The sequence below is a fragment of the Streptomyces sp. NPDC092045 genome (assembly GCF_044756005.1).
GTDB lineage: Bacteria > Actinomycetota > Actinomycetes > Streptomycetales > Streptomycetaceae > Streptomyces.
Genome location: NZ_JBIVSC010000001.1, coordinates 21,253 through 43,081, shown reverse-complemented (window position 1 = coordinate 43,081; position 21,829 = coordinate 21,253). Strand labels below are relative to the sequence as shown.

Sequence of the window (21,829 nt, the reverse complement as noted above, 5' to 3'; positions counted from 1 at the left end):
GGTGATCTTTGCTGGGATGCCATCCGCCGGGGCCCGGTTCCTCGGGTTTCGGGGGCCGAGCCCCGGCGTCTGGTGTCAAGCCTAAAGCGTGAACTCGGGAGAGTTACTCGCCCTTGGCCTTCGCGATGATCTCCTCGGCGACGTTCCGGGGAACCTCGGCGTAGGAGTCGAACTGCATCGAGTAGCTTGCGCGACCCGAGGTCTTGCTGCGGAGGTCTCCGACGTAGCCGAACATCTCCGAAAGGGGCACGAGGCCCTTCACGACGCGAGCGCCGCTGCGCTCCTCCATGGCCTGGATCTGGCCACGGCGGGAGTTGATGTCGCCGATGACCTCACCCATGTAGTCCTCGGGCGTGGTGACCTCGACGGACATCATGGGTTCGAGGATGACCGGCGAAGCCTTCCGCGCGGCCTCCTTGAAGGCCTGCGAACCGGCGATCTTGAACGCGAGCTCGGAGGAGTCGACCTCGTGGTAGCCACCGTCGAGAAGAATGACGCGGACGCCGGTCATCTCGTAGCCGGCCAGGATGCCGAACTGCATGGCCTCCTGCGCACCCGCGTCGACCGAAGGGATGTACTCCTTCGGGATGCGGCCACCGGTGACCTTGTTCACGAACTCGTAGGAGGCGTCGCCACCCTCGATGGGCTCGATCGCGATCTGCACCTTGGCGAACTGACCGGTACCACCGGTCTGCTTCTTGTGGGTGTAGTCCACGCGCTCGACGGTCTTGCGGATCGTCTCGCGGTACGCGACCTGCGGCTTGCCGACGTTCGCCTCGACCTTGAACTCGCGACGCATGCGGTCGACGAGGATGTCGAGGTGGAGCTCGCCCATGCCACCGATGATGGTCTGGCCGGTCTCCTCGTCCGAGTGGACCTGGAAGGAGGGGTCCTCCTCCGCGAGACGCTGGATGGCGACACCCAGCTTCTCCTGGTCACCCTTGGACTTGGGCTCGATGGCGACCTGGATGACCGGCGCCGGGAAGTCCATGGACTCCAGGATGACCGGGTTCTTCTCGTCGCACAGCGTCTCACCGGTGGTGGTCTGCTTGAGGCCCATGACGGCGACGATGTCGCCGGCGCCCACCGAGTCGATCTCCTCACGCTTGTTCGCGTGCATGCGGTAGATCTTGCCGATGCGCTCCTTCTTGCCCTTGACGGAGTTCAGCACCGCGGTGCCGGCCTCCAGGCGACCGGAGTAGATCCGGACGAAGGTGAGCTTGCCGAGGTGCGGGTCGCTCGCGATCTTGAACGCGAGGGCCGACAGCGGCTCCTCGTCGGACGGCTTGCGCCGGACGACGACCTCGGGGTCCTTGACGTCCTGGCCCTCGATGGCCTCGACGTCCAGGGGCGAGGGGAGGTAGCGCACGACCGCGTCGAGCAGGGGCTGGACGCCCTTGTTCTTGAAGGCGGTGCCGCAGAACACGGGGGTGACCGTGGTCTCGCCGCCCTTGCCGGAGGCGATGGTGATGCGACGGACAGCCGCGTACAGCTGCTCCTCGGTGGGCTCGACGCCCTCGAGGAAGAGCTCCATGAGCTCCTCGTCGTTCTCCGCGACGGTCTCGACCAGCTTGCCGCGGTACTCGTCGGCCAGCTCGGTCAGCTCGGCCGGGATGTCGACGATGTCGTACATCTCGCCCTTGCTGGCCTCGGCGGACCAGACGAGCGCCTTCATGCGGACCAGGTCGACGACGCCCTGGAAGTCGGCCTCGGCACCGATCGGGAGCTGCATGACGATCGGGGTGGCGCCGAGGCGGCCCACGATCATGTCGACGCAGCGCAGGAAGTCGGCGCCGGTGCGGTCGAGCTTGTTGACGAAGCAGATGCGCGGAACGCCGTAGCGGTCCGCCTGACGCCAGACGGTCTCGGACTGGGGCTCGACGCCGGCCACGCCGTCGAACACGGTGACAGCACCGTCGAGCACGCGCAGCGAACGCTCCACCTCGACGGTGAAGTCGACGTGGCCCGGCGTGTCGATGATGTTGATCGTGTGATCGACATTCTCGAGCGGCCAGTGGCAGGTCGTCGCGGCGGACGTGATCGTGATGCCGCGCTCCTGCTCCTGCTCCATCCAGTCCATCGTGGCAGCGCCGTCGTGGACTTCACCGATCTTGTACGAGACACCGGTGTAGAACAGGATCCGCTCGGTGGTGGTCGTCTTGCCCGCGTCGATGTGAGCCATGATGCCGATGTTGCGCACCTTGGCAAGGTCAAGCGAAGTGGTAGCCATATCGGCTCAGTCTTCTCTCGGTCTCGATGTGGGTTGCGACTACCAGCGGTAGTGCGCGAAGGCCTTGTTGGACTCGGCCATCTTGTGCGTGTCCTCACGCTTCTTGACGGCAGCACCGAGGCCGTTCGAGGCGTCGAGGAGCTCGTTCATGAGGCGCTCGGTCATGGTCTTCTCGCGACGGGCGCGGGAGTAACCGACGAGCCAGCGGAGGGCGAGCGTGGACGCGCGGCCCGGCTTGACCTCGATCGGCACCTGGTAGGTGGCGCCACCGACACGGCGGGACTTGACCTCGAGGGCCGGCTTGACGTTCTCCAGCGCGCGCTTCAGCGTGATGACCGGGTCCTGGCCGGTCTTCTCGCGAAGACCCTCCATGGCGCCGTACACGATGCGCTCGGCGGTGGAACGCTTGCCGTCCAGCAGGATCTTGTTGATCAGCGAGGTGACAAGAGGAGAGCTGTAGACCGGGTCGATGATGACCGGGCGCTTCGGGGCGGGGCCCTTACGAGGCATTCTTACTTCTCCTTCTTGGCGCCGTAGCGGCTGCGAGCCTGCTTACGGTTCTTGACGCCCTGCGTGTCGAGGGAACCGCGGATGATCTTGTAGCGAACACCCGGCAGGTCCTTCACACGGCCACCGCGCACGAGCACGATGGAGTGCTCCTGCAGGTTGTGACCCTCACCCGGGATGTAGGCCGTGACCTCGATGCCGGAGGTCAGACGCACACGCGCGACCTTACGGAGGGCCGAGTTCGGCTTCTTCGGGGTGGTCGTGAACACACGCGTGCAGACGCCGCGACGCTGAGGGGAACCCTCGAGTGCGGGCGTCTTGTTCTTCTCGACCTTGTCCTGCCGGCCCTTGCGGACCAGCTGCTGGATCGTAGGCACTACTTCTCCGGTTTCTGTGTGCCGTCGTCAAACTAACCTGGAACATTCACCGACCCACGCGGTCGGGTGTGTCGAATCCTGCGGACCCCCGCCGAGGGCGGGAGGAAGCGCGGATCACGGTGGCCGGTACGGAACTCGCCGTGCGGTTGAGGACACGCACACGAGCCCAGGCACACCCCAGGCACAAGGCTTGAGCGTACCTACCGTACGGACTCCGGTCAAAACAAATGCCCACGCGCACATGATCGGGACGGGGAACGGCCCGACGAGCGGCCCTCCCCCGCCGTCCTCCGGGGCCGGCGGTCCGCCCGTACGGCACGGGACGGAAGCCGCCGGAGGGCCGCGTACGCCTCCCGGCGGCGGAGGGCCGGGACGGAGGGGCCTCCCGCGGCCGGGAGGGCGGTCACGGGCGCCTCCCGGGCCGGGAAGGGCCCGCGCCACCCGCCGGACCCGCCGAGGGGCCCCGGGAACCGCCGAGGGCGGCCACCCCGTGCTCGGGATGACCGCCCTCGGCGTCGTGCGTCTCGCCTACTGGTTGTACGGACCGTAGTCGTAGTCCTCCAGCGGAACGGCCTGGCCGGAGCCCGAGCCGAACGGCGAGTAGTCGATGTCGTCGTAGCCGACGGCCGAGTACATCGCGGCCTTGGCCTCCTCGGTCGGCTCGACCCGGATGTTGCGGTAGCGGGACAGACCCGTACCGGCCGGGATGAGCTTACCGATGATGACGTTCTCCTTGAGGCCGATGAGGCTGTCGGACTTGGCGTTGATCGCCGCGTCCGTCAGGACTCGGGTCGTCTCCTGGAAGGAGGCGGCCGACAGCCAGGACTCCGTCGCGAGCGAGGCCTTGGTGATACCCATCAGCTGCGGACGGCCGGAGGCGGGGTGACCGCCCTCGGTGACCACACGACGGTTCTCCTGCTCGAACTTCGACCGCTCGACCAGCTCGCCCGGAAGCAGCTCCGCGTCGCCGGACTCGATGATCGTCACGCGGCGCAGCATCTGCCGGATGATGATCTCGATGTGCTTGTCGTGGATCGACACGCCCTGCGAGTTGTAGACCTTCTGGACTTCGCCGACCAGGTGGACCTGGACCGCGCGCTGACCGAGGATCCGGAGCACGTCGTGCGGGTTGGTGGCACCCACGGTGAGCTTCTGGCCCACCTCGACGTGGTCGCCCTCGCCCACGAGCAGACGGGCGCGCTTCGAGATCGGGAACGCCGTCTCGTCGGTGCCGTCGTCCGGGGTGACGACGATCTTCTTGGTCTTCTCGGTCTCCTCGATGCGGACGCGGCCGGCCGCCTCCGAGATCGGGGCGACACCCTTCGGCTGCCGGGCCTCGAAGAGCTCGACGACACGGGGCAGACCCTGGGTGATGTCGTCACCGGCCACACCACCGGTGTGGAAGGTGCGCATCGTCAGCTGGGTGCCGGGCTCACCGATGGACTGGGCGGCGATGATGCCGACCGCCTCACCGATGTCGACCAGCTTGCCGGTGGCGAGCGAACGGCCGTAGCAGAACGCGCAGGTGCCGACGGCGGACTCGCAGGTCAGGACCGAACGGGTCTTGACCTCCTCGACGCCCGCGTTGACCAGGGCGTCGATGAGCACGTCGCCCAGGTCGACGTTGGCCGGCGCGATGACCTTGCCGTCCACGACGACGTCCTCGGCGAGCATCCGCGCGTACACGGAGGTCTCGACGTCCTCGGTCTTGCGCAGGACACCCGTCTCGTCCTTCGCCGCGATCCGCAGCTTCAGACCGCGCTCGGTGCCGCAGTCCTCCTCGCGGATGATGACGTCCTGCGAGACGTCCACCAGACGACGGGTCAGGTAACCCGAGTCGGCGGTGCGCAGGGCGGTGTCGGCGAGACCCTTACGGGCACCGTGCGTCGAGATGAAGTACTCGAGGACGGACAGACCCTCGCGGAAGGACGCCTTGATGGGACGCGGGATGGTCTCGTTCTTCGCGTTCGACACCAGACCGCGCATACCCGCGATCTGCCGCATCTGCATCATGTTTCCTCGGGCACCCGAGTCGACCATCATGAAGATGGGGTTGGTCTTGGGGAAGTTCGCGTTCATCGCCTCGGCGACCTCGTTGGTCGCCTTGGTCCAGATCGCGATGAGCTCCTGCGTGCGCTCTTCCTTGGTGATCAGACCGCGCTCGTACTGCTTCTGGACCTTCTCGTCCTGCGCCTCGTACCCGGCGACGATCTCCTTCTTCGCCTCGGGGACGACGACGTCGGAGATGGCCACGGTGACGCCGGAACGGGTCGCCCAGAAGAAGCCGGACGCCTTCAGGTTGTCGAGCGTCGCCGCCACGATGACCTTGGGGTAGCGCTCGGCCAGGTCGTTGACGATCTCGGAGAGCTGCTTCTTGCCCACCGAGTAGTCGACGAACGGGTAGTCCTCGGGCAGCAGCTCGTTGAAGAGCGCGCGGCCCAGGGTGGTGCGCAGGCGGAACGAGTCCCCCTGCTGCCACTCGGGCTCGCCCTCCTCGCGCGCCGGCGGGGTCCAGCCGCGCGGCGGGATGGTGCCCACCGGGAAGCGGATGTCGATCGGCGACTGCAGCGCGAGCTCGCCGGCGTCGAACGCCATGATCGCCTCGGCCGTGGAGCCGAACGCGCGGCCCTCGCCCTTGGTGTCACGCAGCTCGCCGTCGGTGGTCAGGAAGAACAGGCCGAGGACCATGTCCTGGGTCGGCATCGTGACCGGGCGGCCGTCGGCCGGCTTGAGGATGTTGTTCGAGGACAGCATCAGGATGCGGGCCTCGGCCTGCGCCTCCGCGGAGAGCGGCAGGTGCACGGCCATCTGGTCACCGTCGAAGTCCGCGTTGAACGCGGTGCAGACGAGCGGGTGGATCTGGATGGCCTTGCCCTCGACCAGCTGGGGCTCGAAGGCCTGGATGCCGAGGCGGTGCAGCGTGGGCGCACGGTTCAGCAGGACCGGGTGCTCCGCGATGACCTCTTCGAGGACGTCGTACACGACCGTGCGGCCGCGCTCGACCATCCGCTTGGCGCTCTTGATGTTCTGCGCGTGGTTCAGGTCGACCAGGCGCTTCATCACGAACGGCTTGAAGAGCTCCAGCGCCATGGCCTTCGGCAGACCGCACTGGTGCAGCTTGAGCTGCGGGCCGACGACGATGACGGAACGGGCCGAGTAGTCGACTCGCTTGCCGAGCAGGTTCTGACGGAAACGACCCTGCTTGCCCTTGAGCATGTCGCTCAGGGACTTCAGCGGGCGGTTGCCGGGACCGGTGACCGGGCGACCGCGACGACCGTTGTCGAAGAGGGCGTCCACGGCCTCCTGGAGCATGCGCTTCTCGTTGTTCACGATGATCTCGGGCGCGCCGAGGTCGAGAAGCCGCTTCAGGCGGTTGTTGCGGTTGATCACGCGGCGGTACAGGTCGTTCAGGTCGGAGGTCGCGAAGCGGCCACCGTCCAGCTGCACCATCGGACGCAGGTCCGGCGGGATGACCGGCACGCAGTCGAGAACCATGCCCTTGGGGCTGTTCGCGGTCTGCAGGAACGCGGAGACGACCTTGAGGCGCTTGAGCGCGCGGGTCTTCTTCTGGCCCTTGCCGGTGCGGATGATCTCGCGGAGGCGCTCGGCCTCCTCCTCCAGGTCGAAGGACTCCAGGCGCTTCTGCAGCGCCGCGGCGCCCATCGAGCCGTCGAAGTACGTGCCGAAGCGGTCACGCAGCTCGCGGTAGAGGAGCTCGTCGCCCTCCAGGTCCTGGACCTTGAGGTTCTTGAAGCGCGACCAGACCTCGTCCAGACGGTCGATCTCGCGCTGCGCGCGGTCGCGCAGCTGCTTCATCTCGCGCTCGGCGCCCTCGCGCACCTTGCGGCGCACGTCGGCCTTGGCGCCCTCGGCCTCCAGCTCGGCGAGGTCGTTCTCGAGCTTCTTGGCGCGGGCCTCCAGGTCGGAGTCGCGGCGGTTCTCGATCTGCTGGCGCTCGACGGAGACGTGCGCCTCCAGGGAGGGCAGGTCACGCGTACGGCGCTCGTCGTCGACGTACGTGATCATGTACGCCGCGAAGTAGATGACCTTCTCCAGGTCCTTCGGGGCGAGGTCGAGCAGGTACCCGAGGCGCGACGGGACGCCCTTGAAGTACCAGATGTGGGTGACGGGGGCGGCGAGCTCGATGTGGCCCATCCGCTCGCGGCGCACCTTGGCGCGGGTGACCTCGACGCCACACCGCTCGCAGATGATGCCCTTGAAGCGGACGCGCTTGTACTTGCCGCAGTAGCACTCCCAGTCCCGGGTCGGACCGAAGATCTTCTCGCAGAAGAGTCCGTCCTTCTCGGGCTTGAGCGTGCGGTAGTTGATGGTCTCCGGCTTCTTGACCTCGCCGTGGCTCCACTGACGGATGTCGTCAGCGGTGGCCAGACCGATCCGGAGCTCGTCGAAGAAGTTGACGTCGAGCACTATGCGTCAATCCCTCTCAGGGTTGTAAGGCTGTGGGTCTGATACGGGGGTCCTGGGGCCGGCGGGGGGACCGTTGCTGTCCCCCCGACCGGACTCCCGTCAGACCTCTTCGACGCTGCTCGGCTCGCGCCGGGACAGGTCGATGCCGAGCTCCTCCGCTGCGCGGAAGACGTCCTCGTCGGTGTCGCGCATCTCGATGGACATGCCGTCCGAGGACAGCACCTCCACGTTGAGGCACAGGGACTGCATCTCCTTGATGAGCACCTTGAAGGACTCGGGGATGCCGGGCTCAGGGATGTTCTCGCCCTTGACGATGGCCTCGTAGACCTTCACGCGGCCGGTCACGTCGTCGGACTTGATCGTCAGCAGCTCCTGGAGGGCGTACGCGGCGCCGTAAGCCTCCAGCGCCCACACCTCCATCTCACCGAAGCGCTGGCCACCGAACTGGGCCTTACCACCCAGCGGCTGCTGGGTGATCATCGAGTACGGGCCGGTCGAACGCGCGTGGAGCTTGTCGTCGACCAGGTGGTGGAGCTTGAGGATGTACATGTACCCGACGGAGATCGGGTCCGGGAACGGCTCGCCGGAGCGGCCGTCGAACAGCCTCGCCTTGCCGGTCGGGAGCACCATGCGCTCGCCGTCGCGGTTCGGGATGGTGTGGTTCAGCAGACCCGCGAGCTCGTCCTCGCGCGCGCCGTCGAAGACCGGGGTGGCGACGTTGGTGCCGGGGGCGACCTGGTCGGCACCGATGGCCTGGAGGCGCTGCGCCCACTCGTCGGCGAGGCCGGAGACGTCCCAGCCGCGGCTGGCGAGCCAGCCGAGGTGGATCTCCAGGACCTGTCCCGGGTTCATTCGGGACGGGACGCCGAGCGGGTTGAGGATGATGTCGACCGGGGTGCCGTCCTCCAGGAACGGCATGTCCTCGATCGGCAGGATCTTCGAGATGACGCCCTTGTTGCCATGACGGCCGGCGAGCTTGTCACCGTCGGTGATCTTGCGCTTCTGGGCGACGTAGACGCGGACCAGCTGGTTCACGCCCGGGGGAAGCTCGTCGCCCTCCTCGCGGTCGAAGACGCGCACGCCGATGATCTTGCCGATCTCGCCGTGGGGCACCTTCAGGGAGGTGTCGCGGACCTCGCGGGCCTTCTCGCCGAAGATCGCGCGGAGCAGGCGCTCCTCCGGGGTCAGCTCGGTCTCGCCCTTGGGCGTGACCTTGCCGACCAGGATGTCGCCGGCGACGACCTCGGCACCGATGCGGATGATGCCGCGCTCGTCGAGGTCGGCGAGGACCTCCTCGGAGACGTTCGGGATGTCCCGGGTGATCTCCTCGGGGCCCAGCTTGGTGTCACGGGCGTCGACCTCGTGCTCCTCGATGTGGATCGAGGAGAGGACGTCGTCCTGCACGAGGCGCTGCGACAGGATGATCGCGTCCTCGTAGTTGTGGCCCTCCCACGGCATGAACGCCACGAGCAGGTTCTTGCCGAGCGCCATCTCGCCGTCTTCGGTGGCGGGACCGTCGGCGAGGACCTGGCCCTCGATGACGCGGTCGCCCTCGTCCACGACGACCTTCTGGTTCACGGAGGTGCCCTGGTTGGAGCGGGAGAACTTGTGCAGGCGGTACGTGATGTACGTGCCGTCGTCGTTGGCGACCGTGATGTAGTCGGCCGACAGCTCCTGGACGACACCGTCCTTCTCGGCCTTGAGCACGTCGCCGGCGTCGGTGGCGCAGCGGTACTCCATGCCGGTGCCGACGAGCGGGGCCTCCGACTTGATGAGGGGCACCGCCTGACGCATCATGTTCGCGCCCATGAGGGCGCGGTTGGCGTCGTCGTGCTCCAGGAACGGGATCATGGCGGTCGCGACCGACACCATCTGGCGCGGCGAGACGTCCATGTAGTCCACGTCGGCGGGGAGGACGTAGTCGACCTCGCCGCCGCGCTTGCGGACCAGGACGCGGTTCTCGGTGAACCGCAGGTCGTCGTCGAGGCCGGCGTTGGCCTGCGCGATGACGAAGCGGTCCTCCTCGTCGGCGGTGACGTAGTCGACCTCGTCGGTGACCTGGCCGTCGACGACCTTGCGGTACGGCGTCTCGATGAAGCCGAACGCGTTGACGCGGCCGTACGAGGCGAGCGAACCGATCAGACCGATGTTCGGGCCTTCGGGGGTCTCGATCGGGCACATGCGTCCGTAGTGGGACGGGTGCACGTCTCGGACCTCGAAGCCGGCCCGCTCGCGGGACAGACCACCGGGACCCAGCGCCGAGAGACGACGCTTGTGCGTCAGGCCCGACAGCGGGTTGTTCTGGTCCATGAACTGCGACAGCTGGCTGGTGCCGAAGAACTCCTTGATGGAGGCGACGACCGGCCGGATGTTGATCAGGGTCTGCGGCGTGATCGCCTCGACGTCCTGCGTGGTCATGCGCTCGCGGACGACGCGCTCCATGCGGGCCAGACCCGTGCGGACCTGGTTCTGGATGAGCTCGCCGACGTTGCGCAGACGACGGTTGCCGAAGTGGTCGATGTCGTCGGTCTCGACGACGATCTCGTTGCCGTTCTCGCCGATCGTCTCGGTCTCGCCCGCGTGGAGCTTCACGAGGTACTTGATCGTGGCGATGACGTCGTCGGTGGTGAGGACGCCGGCGTCCAGCGGCTCGTCCGCGCCGAGCTTCTTGTTCACCTTGTAGCGGCCGACCTTCGCGAGGTCGTAGCGCTTCGGGTTGAAGTAGAGGTTCTCGAGCAGCGTCTGAGCGGCCTCGCGGGTCGGCGGCTCGCCCGGACGGAGCTTGCGGTAGATGTCGAGCAGCGCGTCGTCCTGGCCCTGGGTGTGGTCCTTCTCCAGGGTGGCGCGCATGGACTCGTACTCGCCGAACTCCTGGAGGATCTGCTCGGTGGTCCAGCCGAGGGCCTTCAGGAGGACGGTGACCGACTGCTTGCGCTTGCGGTCGATGCGGACGCCGACCAGGTCGCGCTTGTCGATCTCCATCTCCAGCCAGGCACCCCGGGACGGGATGATCTTGGCGGAGAAGATGTCCTTGTCGGACGTCTTGTCGATCGACGAGTCGAAGTAGACGCCCGGCGAACGGACCAGCTGCGACACCACGACACGCTCGGTGCCGTTGATGACGAAGGTGCCCTTGTTGGTCATGAGCGGGAAGTCGCCCATGAAGACCGTCTGGGACTTGATCTCGCCGGTCTCGTTGTTGGTGAACTCGGCGGTGACGAAGAGCGGGGCGCCGTACGTGAAGTCACGGTCCTTGCACTCGTCGATCGAGTTCTTCGGCGGCTCGAAGCGGTGGTCGCGGAAGGTCAGCGACATCGACCCGGAGAAGTCCTCGATCGGGGAGATCTCCTCGAAGATCTCCTCCAGACCGGACTTCGTGGGGACGTCCTGTCCCGACTCAAGGGCAGCCTCGACGCGAGCCTTCCAGGCGGCGTTGCCGAGCAGCCAGTCAAAGCTCTCGGTCTGCAGCGCGAGGAGGTTCGGAACCTCGAGGGGCTCCTTGATCTTTGCAAAGGAGATGCGCAGCGGGGCGGTGCTTGCGCCGTTGTTCGTATTGGTCGAGGCGTTGCGCGAGGCGGCCAAGAGGGGGTCCTTCCGAGGGCTCGGACTCACTACGCGCGTACCGGTCCCCAGCAGAGCTTCAGGGCAGACGTTTCCTGATATGACCGAAAGGCCAGGTCAGAAGGGGTCGGCCGATGAAACGGATGCGAAGGTATGCCCCTGGTGACGGGCAGGGGGCAGCTAACAGGCAGCGCAAAGGGTCAGTGTAGCCACTTGGCTCACTGATGTCCAGGGCGAGTTCCTCGCGACCCTCGTTGCTCTCAACTCCGCGCTACTTCGCGCCGTGCGGCGCACCTCGATACTGCCCGTTCCGCCGTCGATCCATGCCTCGGATACGAATCGTTGTGACGACGCGTCCTGAGAATTGCGCGCTGCGTGCGGTTCGTCAAGGGGCCCCGTCCCGCGGGGCGCACGGCGAAGATCACCATACTCCGCTTCCGGCACCCCTCCGGACGGCCGCCACGCCCGTCCCCGGGAACGCCGAAAGGCGACCACCCATGTGGATGATCGCCCTTCGGTGCTCCCGCGTTACACGGACGCGTGACGCGGGAGCGGGAGTCGGCTCAGCGAACCGAAACGGCCTTACTTGACCGTGACAGCGGCACCGGCGGCCTTGAGGGACTCGGCGGCCTTCTCGGCGACGTCCTTCGCGACCTTCTCGAGGACCGGCTTCGGGGTGCCGTCGACGAGGTCCTTGGCCTCCTTGAGGCCCAGGGAGGTGAGCTCGCGCACGACCTTGATGACCTGGATCTTCTTGTCGCCGGCACCCTCGAGGATGACGTCGAACTCGTCCTGCTCGGCCTCGGCCTCGGCCGGGGCGGCGACGCCCGCCGGGGCGGCGGCGACGGCCGCGGCGGCGGTGACGTCGAACTTCTCCTCGAAGGCCTTCACGAACTCGGAGAGCTCGATGAGGGTGAGCTCCTCGAACTGGGCGAGGAGTTCGTCCTGGGTGAGCTTCGCCATGATGGGCGATCCTTCCACTAATTCGGCAGGTGCCGGAGGTGTGTAGAGGCGGGCGTACTGTCGGCCCGCTGCGATCCGCGCACTAGGCGGCGCGGATCAATGCGCGAGCCGAATTACTCGGCACCGCCCTGCTCGGCGAGCTTGACGCGAAGCGCCTCCGCGGTGCGGACGAACTTCGACGGCAGCGCCTGGAAGAGCGAGGCAGCCTGGGACTGCTTGCCCTTGAACGCGCCGGCCAGCTTGCTGAGCAGAACCTCGCGGGACTCGAGGTCCGCGAGCTTCTTGATCTCATCCGCGGAGAGCGCCTTACCGTCAAGGACACCGCCCTTGATGATGAGGTTCGGGTTCTCCTTGGCGAAGTCACGCAGGGCCTTCGCCGACTCCACCGGGTCACCGGTGACGAAGGCGACCGCGGTCGGACCAGCGAAGTGCTCGTCCAGCGCGGTGATCCCGGCCTGGTTGGCCGCAATCTTGGTCAGCGTGTTCTTCACCACGGCGTACTGGGCGTTCTCACCGAGCGAACGACGCAGCGTCTTGAGCTGCGCGACGGTGAGACCCCGGTACTCGGTCAGCACAGCGGCGTTCGAGCTGCGGAACTGGTCCTCCAGCTCGGCCACCGAGGCAGCCTTGTCGGGCCTTGCCATAAGCGTCGGCCTCCTTCCGGGTGATGGGACCGCTCGGAAGGGGCTGAACAAAAACAAAACGCCCCGGGCGCAGGCGCACGGGGCTCAGCTCGACCGTTTCACAAGGAATCGGGAACTCTTCCACAGTCACCTGCGCGGGTCGTTCGCGTCTCTCAGCGAATCCTTCGGCCACCGCACCCGTATGGGCGCAGAGACGACCAGCGGTCTTTGGCTTCCTGGGAAGCGTACGCGACCGGGTCGTCCGGGAGCAAATCGGCTCCGGTCGGGCCTCCGGCCGTCGGCGCCCGGACGTCGGCGGGCGCCCGCGTCCGCGTCCTCGTACGCCCTTGTGGGCGGCTCCGGACCCTCCGGGAGCAGCAAGAAGCCGGCCCCGCGCCTCCGGAGAGGTGCGGGGCCGGCTGACCACTTCAGCGAGCCGATGGGGCTCAGACCGCGGCCGGGTCCTCCTCGACGAGGAGGTTGCGGGTGCGGTTGGAGTCCAGCGGGATGCCGGGGCCCATCGTCGTCGTCAGGGTCGCCTTCTTGATGTAGCGGCCCTTGGCGGCGGACGGCTTCAGACGGAGGATCTCCTCCAGGGCCGCGGCGTAGTTCTCGACCAGCTTCGTCTCGTCGAAGGAGACCTTGCCGATGATGAAGTGCAGGTTCGAGTGCTTGTCGACGCGGAACTCGATCTTGCCGCCCTTGATCTCGTTGACGGCCTTGGCGACGTCGGGGGTGACGGTGCCGACCTTCGGGTTGGGCATGAGACCACGCGGGCCGAGGACGCGGCCGAGGCGGCCGACCTTGCCCATGAGGTCCGGGGTGGCCACCACGGCGTCGAACTCGTTCAGGCGGTTGCCCTTGGAGATCTCGTCGATGAGCTCGTCGGAGCCGACGATGTCGGCGCCCGCGGCGATCGCGGCCTCGGCACGCTCACCGGTCGCGAAGACCAGGACCCGGGCGGTCTTGCCGGTGCCGTGCGGGAGGTTCACGGTGCCACGGACCATCTGGTCGGCCTTGCGCGGGTCGACACCCAGGCGGAAGGCGACCTCGACGGTGCCGTCGAACTTCGTGGTGGCGGTGTCCTTGGCGAGACGGACGGCCTCGAGGGGAGCGTAGTTCCGCTCGCGGTCGACCTTGGCGTCCGCGCCGCGGAGAGCCTTGCTGCGCTTCACTTCTTCTCCTGTTGTTTCAGGTATGGAGTCGTGGTGCGGGCCGCGCCGGCCCTACCACTGGGTCACGAGGGGGCTGGTCAGCCCTCGACCGTGATGCCCATGGAACGGGCGGTGCCAGCGATGATCTTGGACGCGGCGTCCAGGTCGTTGGCGTTCAGGTCGGGGAGCTTGACCGTGGCGATCTCGCGGACCTGGGCGGCGGTGAGCTTGGCGACCTTGGTCTTGTGCGGCTCGCCGGAGCCCTTGTCCACACCCGCGGCCTTGAGGATCAGCTTGGCGGCCGGCGGAGTCTTGGTGATGAAGGTGAAGGAGCGGTCCTCGTAGACCGTGATCTCCACCGGCACGACCATGCCACGCTGCGACTCGGTCGCGGCGTTGTAGGCCTTGCAGAACTCCATGATGTTGACGCCGTGCTGACCCAGTGCGGGGCCGACCGGCGGGGCCGGGTTGGCCGCACCGGCGTTGATCTGGAGCTTGATAAGCCCCGTGACCTTCTTCTTCTTGGGAGGCATTGCTCTCTCCGGGTCCTAGTGAGAGTGTTCAGCCCGCCATCCGGACATACGGATGGAGGCATACCGCACAACGATAACGGGTATACACGTGCGGCTAAAAACCGAGCAGGTCAGAGCGGCTGCGACAGCCGCTCTGACCTGCTCGGAAAACCGTGGGATCAGTTCTTCTGGATCTGGTCGAAGCTGAGCTCGACCGGGGTCTCGCGGCCGAAGATCTCGACGAGGCCCTTGACCTTCTTCGAGTCGGCGTTGATCTCGTTGATCGTGGCCTGGAGGGTGGCGAAGGGGCCGTCGGTGACGGTGACCGAGTCGCCGACCTCGAAGTCCAGGACCTGGACCTCCAGCTTGCGGGCCGGAGCCGGCTTGCCCTCGGCCTCGGCGGCCTCGCGGGCGGCCTTCTCCTCGGCCTCCGGGGCGAGCATCTTGACGATCTCGTCCAGGGTCAGCGGGTACGGGTCGTAGGCGTTGCCCACGAAGCCGGTGACGCCGGGCGTGTTGCGGACGACGCCCCAGGACTCGTTCGTGAGGTCCATGCGGACGAGCACGTAGCCGGGGAGCTTGTTCTGCTTGACGTTCTTCCGCTCGCCGCCCTTGATCTGGACGATCTCTTCCTCGGGGACCTCGGCCTGGTAGATGAAGTCCTCGACGTTGAGCGAGACGGCGCGCTGCTCCAGGTTGGCCTTCACGCGCTTCTCGTAGCCCGCGTAGGTGTGGATGACGTACCACTCGCCGGGGAGGGTGCGCAGCTCCTCGCGAAGCGCGGCGACCGGGTCGACCGGAGCGGCCTCCTCGGCCTCCTCCTCTTCCTCGGCCTCGACGGCGTCCTCGACCTCTTCGGCCTCGTCCTCGTCGGCGGCGTCCTCGTCCTCCGCGAGCTCGTCCTCGACGACCTCGTCGGCGGCGGCCTCGTCCGCAGCGTCCTCAGCAGCGTCGGCCTGGTCCTCGTCGGCGGCCTCGACGATGTCCAGCTCGTCCTCGACGGGCTCGGACTCGAAGGCGTCGTTCAGGTTCGCGTCAGACACGGTGGCTGCTTCTTCCTGCGATACAGATGGGGTGGAACAAAAAGTCAGCCGAAGACGTACTTGACTGCTTCCTGGAAGCCATAGTCAATCACGGTGACGAGGCCGATCATGATGACGACGAAGATGATCACCACGGTGGTATACGTCGACAGCTGGCTGCGCGTGGGCCAGACGACCTTGCGGAGCTCCGCGATGATCTGGCGGTAGAAAAGGGCGAGGCGGCCCAGAGGGCCCTTCTTCCCGCGCTTTCCGCCCTTGCGGGACTTCTTCTTCGAGTCTGCCGTCTCGTCGTCGGCATCAGGCGTGTCGATGGAGCCTACGGCGTCCGTCACGATGTCTCACCTGATTCCGGGTCGGCCGTGCCGCGCCCGGGTGGAGCCGCACGGCGGTGCAATGAAGTACGTACATGCGCACAACACCTGGCGGTGTGTGTAGCAGGGCCGGAGGGACTTGAACCCCCAACCGCCGGTTTTGGAGACCGGTGCTCTACCAATTGAGCTACGACCCTTTGTCAGTGCCCCAACCTACCGCATCGCGAGACGCGGCCGGTGCGGACCAACGAGGAGTGAGCATACGTGGTCTTGGGGCCCTACGTCGAACAGAAGCCGCCCCGACCTGCCGCAGACCTGTCGCGGGACGGCCGTACGACCGGGAATGACCGTTCCTGTCCGGTCCGTGAAACCTGTGTGCCCGGCCGGGACGCGGTCTGGGACGATGGGCCGCATGAGCGCTGCTACCCCTCCCACCGAGCGTCGGGTCTCCGCCCGTATCGGTGCGATCTCCGAGTCCGCCACCCTCGCCGTCGACGCCAAGGCCAAGGCCCTCAAGGCCGCCGGCCGTCCGGTGATCGGCTTCGGCGCGGGCGAGCCCGACTTCCCGACCCCCGACTACATCGTCGAGGCGGCCGTGGAGGCCTGCAAGAACCCGAAGTACCACCGCTACACGCCGGCCGGCGGCCTGCCCGAGCTGAAGTCCGCCATCGCCGCCAAGACGCTGCGCGACTCCGGCTACGAGGTCGACCCGTCCCAGATCCTGGTGACCAACGGCGGCAAGCAGGCGATCTACGAGGCCTTCGCCGCGATCCTGGACCCGGGTGACGAGGTCATCGTCCCGGCGCCGTACTGGACGACGTACCCCGAGTCGATCCGCCTCGCGGGCGGCGTGCCGGTGGAGGTCGTGGCCGACGAGACGACCGGCTACCGGGTGTCGGTGGAGCAGCTGGAGGCGGCCCGCACGGAGAAGACCAAGGTCGTCCTCTTCGTCTCCCCCTCGAACCCGACCGGCGCCGTCTACAGCGAGGCCGACGCCGAGGCGATCGGCCGCTGGGCCGTCGAGCACGGCCTGTGGGTCCTGACGGACGAGATCTACGAGCACCTGGTCTACGGCGACGCGACGTTCACCTCGCTGCCGGCCCTGGTGCCCGAGCTGCGCGACAAGTGCGTCGTGGTCAACGGCGTGGCGAAGACGTACGCGATGACGGGCTGGCGCGTCGGGTGGATCGTGGGCCCGAAGGACGTCGTGAAGGCCGCCACGAACCTCCAGTCGCACGCCACGTCCAACGTGAGCAACGTCGCGCAGGTCGCCGCGCTCGCCGCCGTCTCCGGGAACCTGGACGCGGTCGCGGAGATGCGCACCGCCTTCGACCGGCGCCGCCGGACGATCGTGCGGATGCTGAACGAGATCGACGGCGTCGTCTGCCCGACCCCGGAGGGCGCGTTCTACGTGTACCCGTCGGTGAAGGGGCTGCTCGGCAAGGAGATCCGCGGGCGGCGTCCGGCGACCTCGGTCGAACTGGCCGCCCTGATCCTCGACGAGGCCGAGGTCGCGGTCGTCCCGGGCGAGGCCTTCGGCACCCCCGGCTACCTGCGCCTGTCGTACGCGCTCGGCGACGAGGACCTGGCGGAGGGCGTCTCCCGGATCCAGAAGCTGCTGGCCGAGGCGACGGACTGAGCCGGCCCGCCCGCTCGTGAGAGCGGGTACGAGGCGGGCCCCGGTTCTTCGGAACCGGGGCCCGTTTCTGCGTTCGGGAGGGTCCCGATCGGGGAAAGGGGCTGTCCTCCTCCGTTCGGGTGCGGCAGGATCGGTCGATGGAGCACGTTTCTCGCGACCTCACCCTGTTGCCCAAGGCCCATCTGCACCTGCACTTCACCGGCTCGATGCGGCCCACGACGCTGATCGAGCTGGCCGACAAGTACGGCGTGCACCTCCCCGAAGCGCTGAGCAGCGGTACGCCCCCCAAGCTGCGGGCGACCGACGAGCGCGGCTGGTTCCGCTTCCAGCGCCTCTACGACATCGCCCGCTCCTGCCTGCGCGCGCCCGAGGACATCCGGCGGCTGGTCCGCGAGGCGGCCGAGGAGGACGTCAGGGACGGTTCGGGGTGGCTGGAGATCCAGGTCGACCCCACCTCGTACGCCCCGCACCTCGGCGGGCTCATCCCGGCCCTGGAGATCATCCTGGACGCGGTCGAGTCGGCGTCCCGGGAGACCGGGCTCGGGATGCGGGTCCTGGTGGCGGCGAACCGGATGAAGCACCCGCTGGAGGCGCGCACCCTGGCCCGGCTCGCGGTGCGGTTCGCGGACCGGGGCGTGGTGGGCTTCGGGCTCTCCAACGACGAGCGCCGGGGCATGGCCCGGGACTTCGACCGGGCGTTCGCGATCGCCCGGGACGGCGGCCTCCTCGCGGCCCCGCACGGCGGCGAGCTGACGGGTCCGGCGTCGGTGCGGGACTGCCTGGACGACCTGCGGGCGGCGCGGGTCGGCCACGGGGTGCGGGCGGCGGAGGACCCGAGGCTGCTGAGCAGGCTGGCCGAGCGCGGGGTGACCTGCGAGGTCTGCCCGGCGTCGAACGTGGCCCTCGGGGTGTACGAGCGGCACGAGGACGTGCCGCTGCGGACGCTCTTCGACGCGGGGGTGCCGATGGCGCTCGGCGCGGACGACCCGCTGCTCTTCGGCTCGCGGCTCGCGGCGCAGTACGAGATCGCCCGCCGCCACCACGGCTTCACGGACGCGGAACTGGCGGAGCTGGCACGGCAGTCGGTCCGTGGTTCGGCGGCGCCGGAGGGGGTGCGGGAGAAGCTGCTCGCGGGGATCGACGACTGGATCGGGTCCTGAACGGGCGGGTCCCGCCACGGGGGGCACGGAATGACGAGGCTCACCGTCTTCGGCGCGACCGGCGGCGTCGGCCGGGAGGCCGTCCGCCGGGCGCCGGCCGGGAGGCTGTCCGCCGGCCGCGGGCCGCGAGGCGACGGCGGTGGTGCGGGACCCGGCGCGGCTCGCGGTGACCGGGACGCGGCTCGTGGTCCGGCGGGCCGAGGACCCGTCCGGCCCGGAGGCGCTGCGCGCGGCGGTCGCCGGCCGGGACGCGGTCCTCTCGGGCCCGGGCGCCGGGAGCCGCGCGGACGCGGGCGTGGCGGCCCGGCCGACCCGCTCGGTGCTCGCGGCGGCGGAGGCCGGGAAGGTGCGCCGCCTCCTGGTGGTCGGCGCGTCCCCGCCGGGCCCGGCCGGCCGGGGCGTTCTGGACAGGGCGGTCCTGGCGGTCGTCGGCACCGTCCCGAAGGACGTCCGCGACGACCTGCGGGCCGTGGAGTCCGACCCCGCCGCGAGCGGCGCCGACCGGACCGCCGTGCGCCCGCCCGGCCGGTCGCCGGCGGCACCCCGCCCCGGGGCCGCTTCCCGGCCCGCGCGGGCGTGGCGCACGCGACGCCGGCGATGGCCGACGACCCGGCGACGATCAAGCAGGGCGTGGGCGTCGCGTACCAGCGGTACCTGCCGTACCGGCCGTACTAGATCTCGACGCCGACGGTGACGGGCTCGTTGACGAGGGTGATGCCGAAGGCGTCCCTGACCCCGGCGACGACCTCGCGGGCGAGGGCGAGCAGGTCCTCGGTGGTGGCCCCGCCCCGGTTGGTGAGGGCGAGCGTGTGCTTGGTGGAGATCCGGGCGGGCCCGGAGCCGTACCCCTTGGTGAACCCGGCCCGGTCGATCAGCCAGGCCGCGGAGGTCTTCACCGCGTCCTCGCCGGCGGGGAAGGCGGGCGGGACGACGTCCGGGCCGAGGCGCTCGGCCACGCGCGCCAGGAAGGCCTCGTACTGCCCGGCCGTGAGGATCGGGTTGGTGAAGAAGGAGCCGGCCGACCAGGTGTCGTGGTCCTCCGGGTCGAGGACCATGCCCTTGCCGGCGCGCAGCCCCAGGACGGTCTCGCGGGCGGCGGCGAGCGGGACGCGGTCGCCGGCCCCGACGCCGAGGGCGCGGGCGGTCTCGGCGTACTTGATCGGCGCGGAGAGCCCGCCGGCGTCTTCGAGCTCGAAGCGGACCCGCAGCACGACGTAGCGCTCGGGGTGCTCCTTGAAGCGGCTGTGCCGGTACGAGAAGGCGCACTCGGCGTTGGTCAGCGTGACGGTCTCGCGGGTGGTCCGGTCGTACGCGACGACCTCGGTGACGGTGGCGGAGACGTCCTGCCCGTACGCGCCGACGTTCTGGATCGGGGTGGCCCCGGCCGAGCCGGGGATCCCGGCCAGGCACTCGATCCCGGCGAGCCCGGCCTCGACGGTCCGCGCGACGGCGTCCGTCCAGACCTCTCCGGCGGCCAGTTCCAGGCGGGTCCCGTCGAGGGAGAAGCCGGTGGTGGCGATCCGGAGCGCGGTGCCGTCGAAGCCCTTGTCCCCGATGACCAGGTTGGACCCGCCGCCGACGATCAGCAGCGGCGTCCCGGCGTCGTCGGCCTCGCGGACGGCCGCGATCACCTCGTCGTCGGTGGTCGCGGTGACGAGCCGGGAGGCGGGTCCGCCGAGACGGAAGGTGGTGAGGGGGGCGAGGGGGGCGTCGTTGAGGAGCTGCACGGGCCCAGCGTACGTGCGGCGTCCCTGTCGACGGACATTCTGTCCCACGAGTGAAACAGCGGCGCCCCGGCACCGTGCCGGGGCGCCGGGGCTCTCGTGCACACCTGTCAGGCGAGCCGCACCACGGCCCGGCTCATCCCCAGGACCTTCTGCCCCGCGCTGGTCGCGGTGAGGTCCACCCGTACCAGGCCGTCGTCCAGCTTGGCCGCGACCTTGGCGGCGACCTCGATCAGGGCGCCGGTGTCGTCGTTGGGGACGACGACGGGCTTGGTGAAGCGGACGCCGTACTCGACGACGGCGGCGGGGTCGCCGGCCCAGTCGGTGACGACGCGGATCGCCTCGGCCATGGTGAACATGCCGTGGGCGATGACGTCGGGCAGGCCGACGCCGACCGCGAACTTCTCGTTCCAGTGGATGGGGTTGAAGTCCCCGGAGGCGCCGGCGTACCGGACGAGGGTGGCGCGGGTCACCGGGAAGGTCCGCGCGGGCAGCTCGGTGCCGACCTCGACCTCGTCGTAGGCGATCTTCGCGGTCATGGTCAGGCCTCCTCGGGCGCTCGGGAGACGAGCTTGGTCCAGGCGGTGACGACGTGCTCGCCGGTCTCGTCGTGGACCTCGCCGCGGATGTCCAGGATGTCGTTGCCCGCCATCGACTTGATCGCCTCGATGGTGGAGGTGACGGAGAGCCGGTCCCCGGCGCGTACGGGACGGGCGTACACGAACTTCTGGTCGCCGTGGACGACCCGGCTGTAGTCGAGGCCGAGCTGCGGGTCCTCGACGACCTGTCCGGCCGCCTTGAACGTGATGGCGAACACGAAGGTGGGCGGGGCGATCACGTCGGGGTGGCCGAGCGCCTTGGCCGCCTCGGCGTCGGTGTACGCGGGGTTGGCGTCCTCGATCGCCTCGGCGAACTCGCGGATCTTCTCGCGGCCTACCTCGTAGGGCGGGGTGGGCGGATAGGTCCGGCCCACGAAGGACTGGTCGAGCGCCATGGACTCGATACCTCCTGGAATTCGTTTCCGACAAACGACACGAGGCCGCCCCCGAGTGGGGACGGCCTCGTGTACGAGCCTGATTAACGCGTCTCGCGGTGCGCGGTGTGCGAGTTGCAGCGAGGGCAGTGCTTCTTCATCTCAAGACGGTCCGGGTTGTTACGCCGGTTCTTCTTGGTGATGTAGTTCCGCTCCTTGCACTCCACGCAGGCCAGCGTGATCTTCGGGCGGACGTCGGTGGCAGCCACGTGAGTGCTCCTTGGACGGACGGTTGGACGGATGAACGCATAAAAGGGTAGCCGATCGAAGGACCGACCCCGCAATCGGCTACCGTTTGTAGCGGTGACCGGACTTGAACCGGTGACACAGCGATTATGAGCCGCTTGCTCTACCGACTGAGCTACACCGCTTTGATGATCCGGATCCCGCCCGAAGGCGGGTCCTTCTCACCAGAGCCCCAATACGGAATCGAACCGTAGACCTTCTCCTTACCATGGAGACGCTCTACCGACTGAGCTATTGGGGCGAGCGAGGAAGACATTACACGGTCTCCGGCCCATCTCCCAAATCCGTTTCCCGGCGCCGTTCCGGCCCTTCCCACCA

At 68.4% G+C, this 21,829-nt stretch carries 17 protein-coding genes, 3 tRNA genes and 1 pseudogene; 3 read left to right on the top strand and 18 right to left on the bottom strand.

The genetic code is table 11. The features are described 5' to 3' along the window. Window positions 1-103 precede the first annotated feature (103 nt). From fusA to ACIQKA_RS00170, 12 genes are all read right to left on the bottom strand, one after another. Entirely contained in the window at window positions 104-2,230 is a 2,127-nt protein-coding gene (fusA, locus tag ACIQKA_RS00225; RefSeq protein ID WP_383152616.1) for an elongation factor G, read from the bottom strand. A gap of 39 nt (window positions 2,231-2,269) precedes the next feature. After that, window positions 2,270-2,740, bottom strand: coding sequence for a 30S ribosomal protein S7 (rpsG, locus tag ACIQKA_RS00220; RefSeq protein WP_015035567.1), 471 nt, complete (start codon window positions 2,738-2,740; stop codon window positions 2,270-2,272). Between the two features lie 2 nt (window positions 2,741-2,742). Then, window positions 2,743-3,114 (bottom strand): 30S ribosomal protein S12, encoded by a 372-nt coding sequence (gene rpsL / locus ACIQKA_RS00215; RefSeq protein WP_003948652.1) that lies wholly within the window; start codon window positions 3,112-3,114, stop codon window positions 2,743-2,745. 528 nt (window positions 3,115-3,642) lie between these two features. Beyond that, window positions 3,643-7,542 (bottom strand): DNA-directed RNA polymerase subunit beta', encoded by a 3,900-nt coding sequence (locus tag ACIQKA_RS00210; protein ID WP_383152617.1) that lies wholly within the window; start codon window positions 7,540-7,542, stop codon window positions 3,643-3,645. 99 nt (window positions 7,543-7,641) lie between these two features. After that, entirely contained in the window at window positions 7,642-11,124 is a 3,483-nt protein-coding gene (gene rpoB, locus ACIQKA_RS00205) for a DNA-directed RNA polymerase subunit beta (RefSeq protein ID WP_376240428.1), read from the bottom strand. A gap of 561 nt (window positions 11,125-11,685) precedes the next feature. Continuing rightward, a complete protein-coding gene (rplL, locus tag ACIQKA_RS00200) occupies window positions 11,686-12,066 on the bottom strand; it encodes a 50S ribosomal protein L7/L12 (protein ID WP_053646189.1) in 381 nt (126 codons plus the stop codon). A 113-nt stretch (window positions 12,067-12,179) separates the two neighbouring features. Next, complete coding sequence (gene rplJ / locus ACIQKA_RS00195; RefSeq protein WP_062752794.1) at window positions 12,180-12,710, bottom strand: 50S ribosomal protein L10; 531 nt, start codon at window positions 12,708-12,710, stop codon at window positions 12,180-12,182. A 425-nt stretch (window positions 12,711-13,135) separates the two neighbouring features. Then, entirely contained in the window at window positions 13,136-13,864 is a 729-nt protein-coding gene (gene rplA, locus ACIQKA_RS00190) for a 50S ribosomal protein L1 (protein WP_121831424.1), read from the bottom strand. A 77-nt stretch (window positions 13,865-13,941) separates the two neighbouring features. Beyond that, window positions 13,942-14,376, bottom strand: coding sequence for a 50S ribosomal protein L11 (rplK, locus tag ACIQKA_RS00185; RefSeq protein ID WP_030318720.1), 435 nt, complete (start codon window positions 14,374-14,376; stop codon window positions 13,942-13,944). Window positions 14,377-14,534: 158 nt separating this feature from the next. Continuing rightward, window positions 14,535-15,398, bottom strand: a complete 864-nt coding sequence (nusG, locus tag ACIQKA_RS00180; RefSeq protein WP_402539535.1) for a transcription termination/antitermination protein NusG — start codon at window positions 15,396-15,398, stop codon at window positions 14,535-14,537. 44 nt (window positions 15,399-15,442) lie between these two features. Continuing rightward, entirely contained in the window at window positions 15,443-15,730 is a 288-nt protein-coding gene (gene secE / locus ACIQKA_RS00175) for a preprotein translocase subunit SecE (protein WP_383152619.1), read from the bottom strand. A gap of 103 nt (window positions 15,731-15,833) precedes the next feature. Then, window positions 15,834-15,906 (bottom strand) — tRNA-Trp (locus ACIQKA_RS00170). A gap of 215 nt (window positions 15,907-16,121) precedes the next feature. Between ACIQKA_RS00170 and ACIQKA_RS00165 the strand changes: the two genes are divergently transcribed. The 3 genes and pseudogenes from ACIQKA_RS00165 to ACIQKA_RS00155 all read left to right on the top strand — a co-directional run bounded on the left by ACIQKA_RS00165 (window position 16,122) and on the right by ACIQKA_RS00155 (window position 19,183). Further along, the gene (locus ACIQKA_RS00165; RefSeq protein ID WP_383152620.1) at window positions 16,122-17,348 is read left to right on the top strand and encodes a pyridoxal phosphate-dependent aminotransferase; all 1,227 of its coding nucleotides are present in this window, start codon (window positions 16,122-16,124) and stop codon (window positions 17,346-17,348) included. A gap of 137 nt (window positions 17,349-17,485) precedes the next feature. Then, the gene (locus ACIQKA_RS00160) at window positions 17,486-18,508 is read left to right on the top strand and encodes an adenosine deaminase (protein ID WP_383152621.1); all 1,023 of its coding nucleotides are present in this window, start codon (window positions 17,486-17,488) and stop codon (window positions 18,506-18,508) included. A gap of 30 nt (window positions 18,509-18,538) precedes the next feature. Then, window positions 18,539-19,183, top strand: a pseudogene (locus ACIQKA_RS00155) (NAD(P)-dependent oxidoreductase). Here ACIQKA_RS00155 and ACIQKA_RS00150 read toward each other — a convergent pair. From ACIQKA_RS00150 to ACIQKA_RS00125, 6 genes are all read right to left on the bottom strand, one after another. Then, window positions 19,180-20,235: a UDP-N-acetylmuramate dehydrogenase gene (locus ACIQKA_RS00150; RefSeq protein WP_402539533.1), complete on the bottom strand. Its 1,056-nt coding sequence runs from the start codon at window positions 20,233-20,235 to the stop codon at window positions 19,180-19,182. The pseudogene ACIQKA_RS00155 and the gene ACIQKA_RS00150 sit on opposite strands and share 4 nt — an antisense overlap. Window positions 20,236-20,342: 107 nt before the next feature. Beyond that, complete coding sequence (locus ACIQKA_RS00145; protein WP_383152623.1) at window positions 20,343-20,771, bottom strand: MaoC family dehydratase; 429 nt, start codon at window positions 20,769-20,771, stop codon at window positions 20,343-20,345. A 2-nt stretch (window positions 20,772-20,773) separates the two neighbouring features. Beyond that, entirely contained in the window at window positions 20,774-21,226 is a 453-nt protein-coding gene (locus ACIQKA_RS00140) for a MaoC family dehydratase N-terminal domain-containing protein (protein WP_383152624.1), read from the bottom strand. Window positions 21,227-21,309: 83 nt separating this feature from the next. Next, window positions 21,310-21,474: a 50S ribosomal protein L33 gene (gene rpmG, locus ACIQKA_RS00135; protein WP_003956487.1), complete on the bottom strand. Its 165-nt coding sequence runs from the start codon at window positions 21,472-21,474 to the stop codon at window positions 21,310-21,312. Window positions 21,475-21,563: 89 nt separating this feature from the next. Continuing rightward, a tRNA-Met gene (locus ACIQKA_RS00130) sits at window positions 21,564-21,636 on the bottom strand. Between the two features lie 43 nt (window positions 21,637-21,679). After that, a tRNA-Thr gene (locus tag ACIQKA_RS00125) sits at window positions 21,680-21,752 on the bottom strand. Window positions 21,753-21,829: the final 77 nt, after the last annotated feature.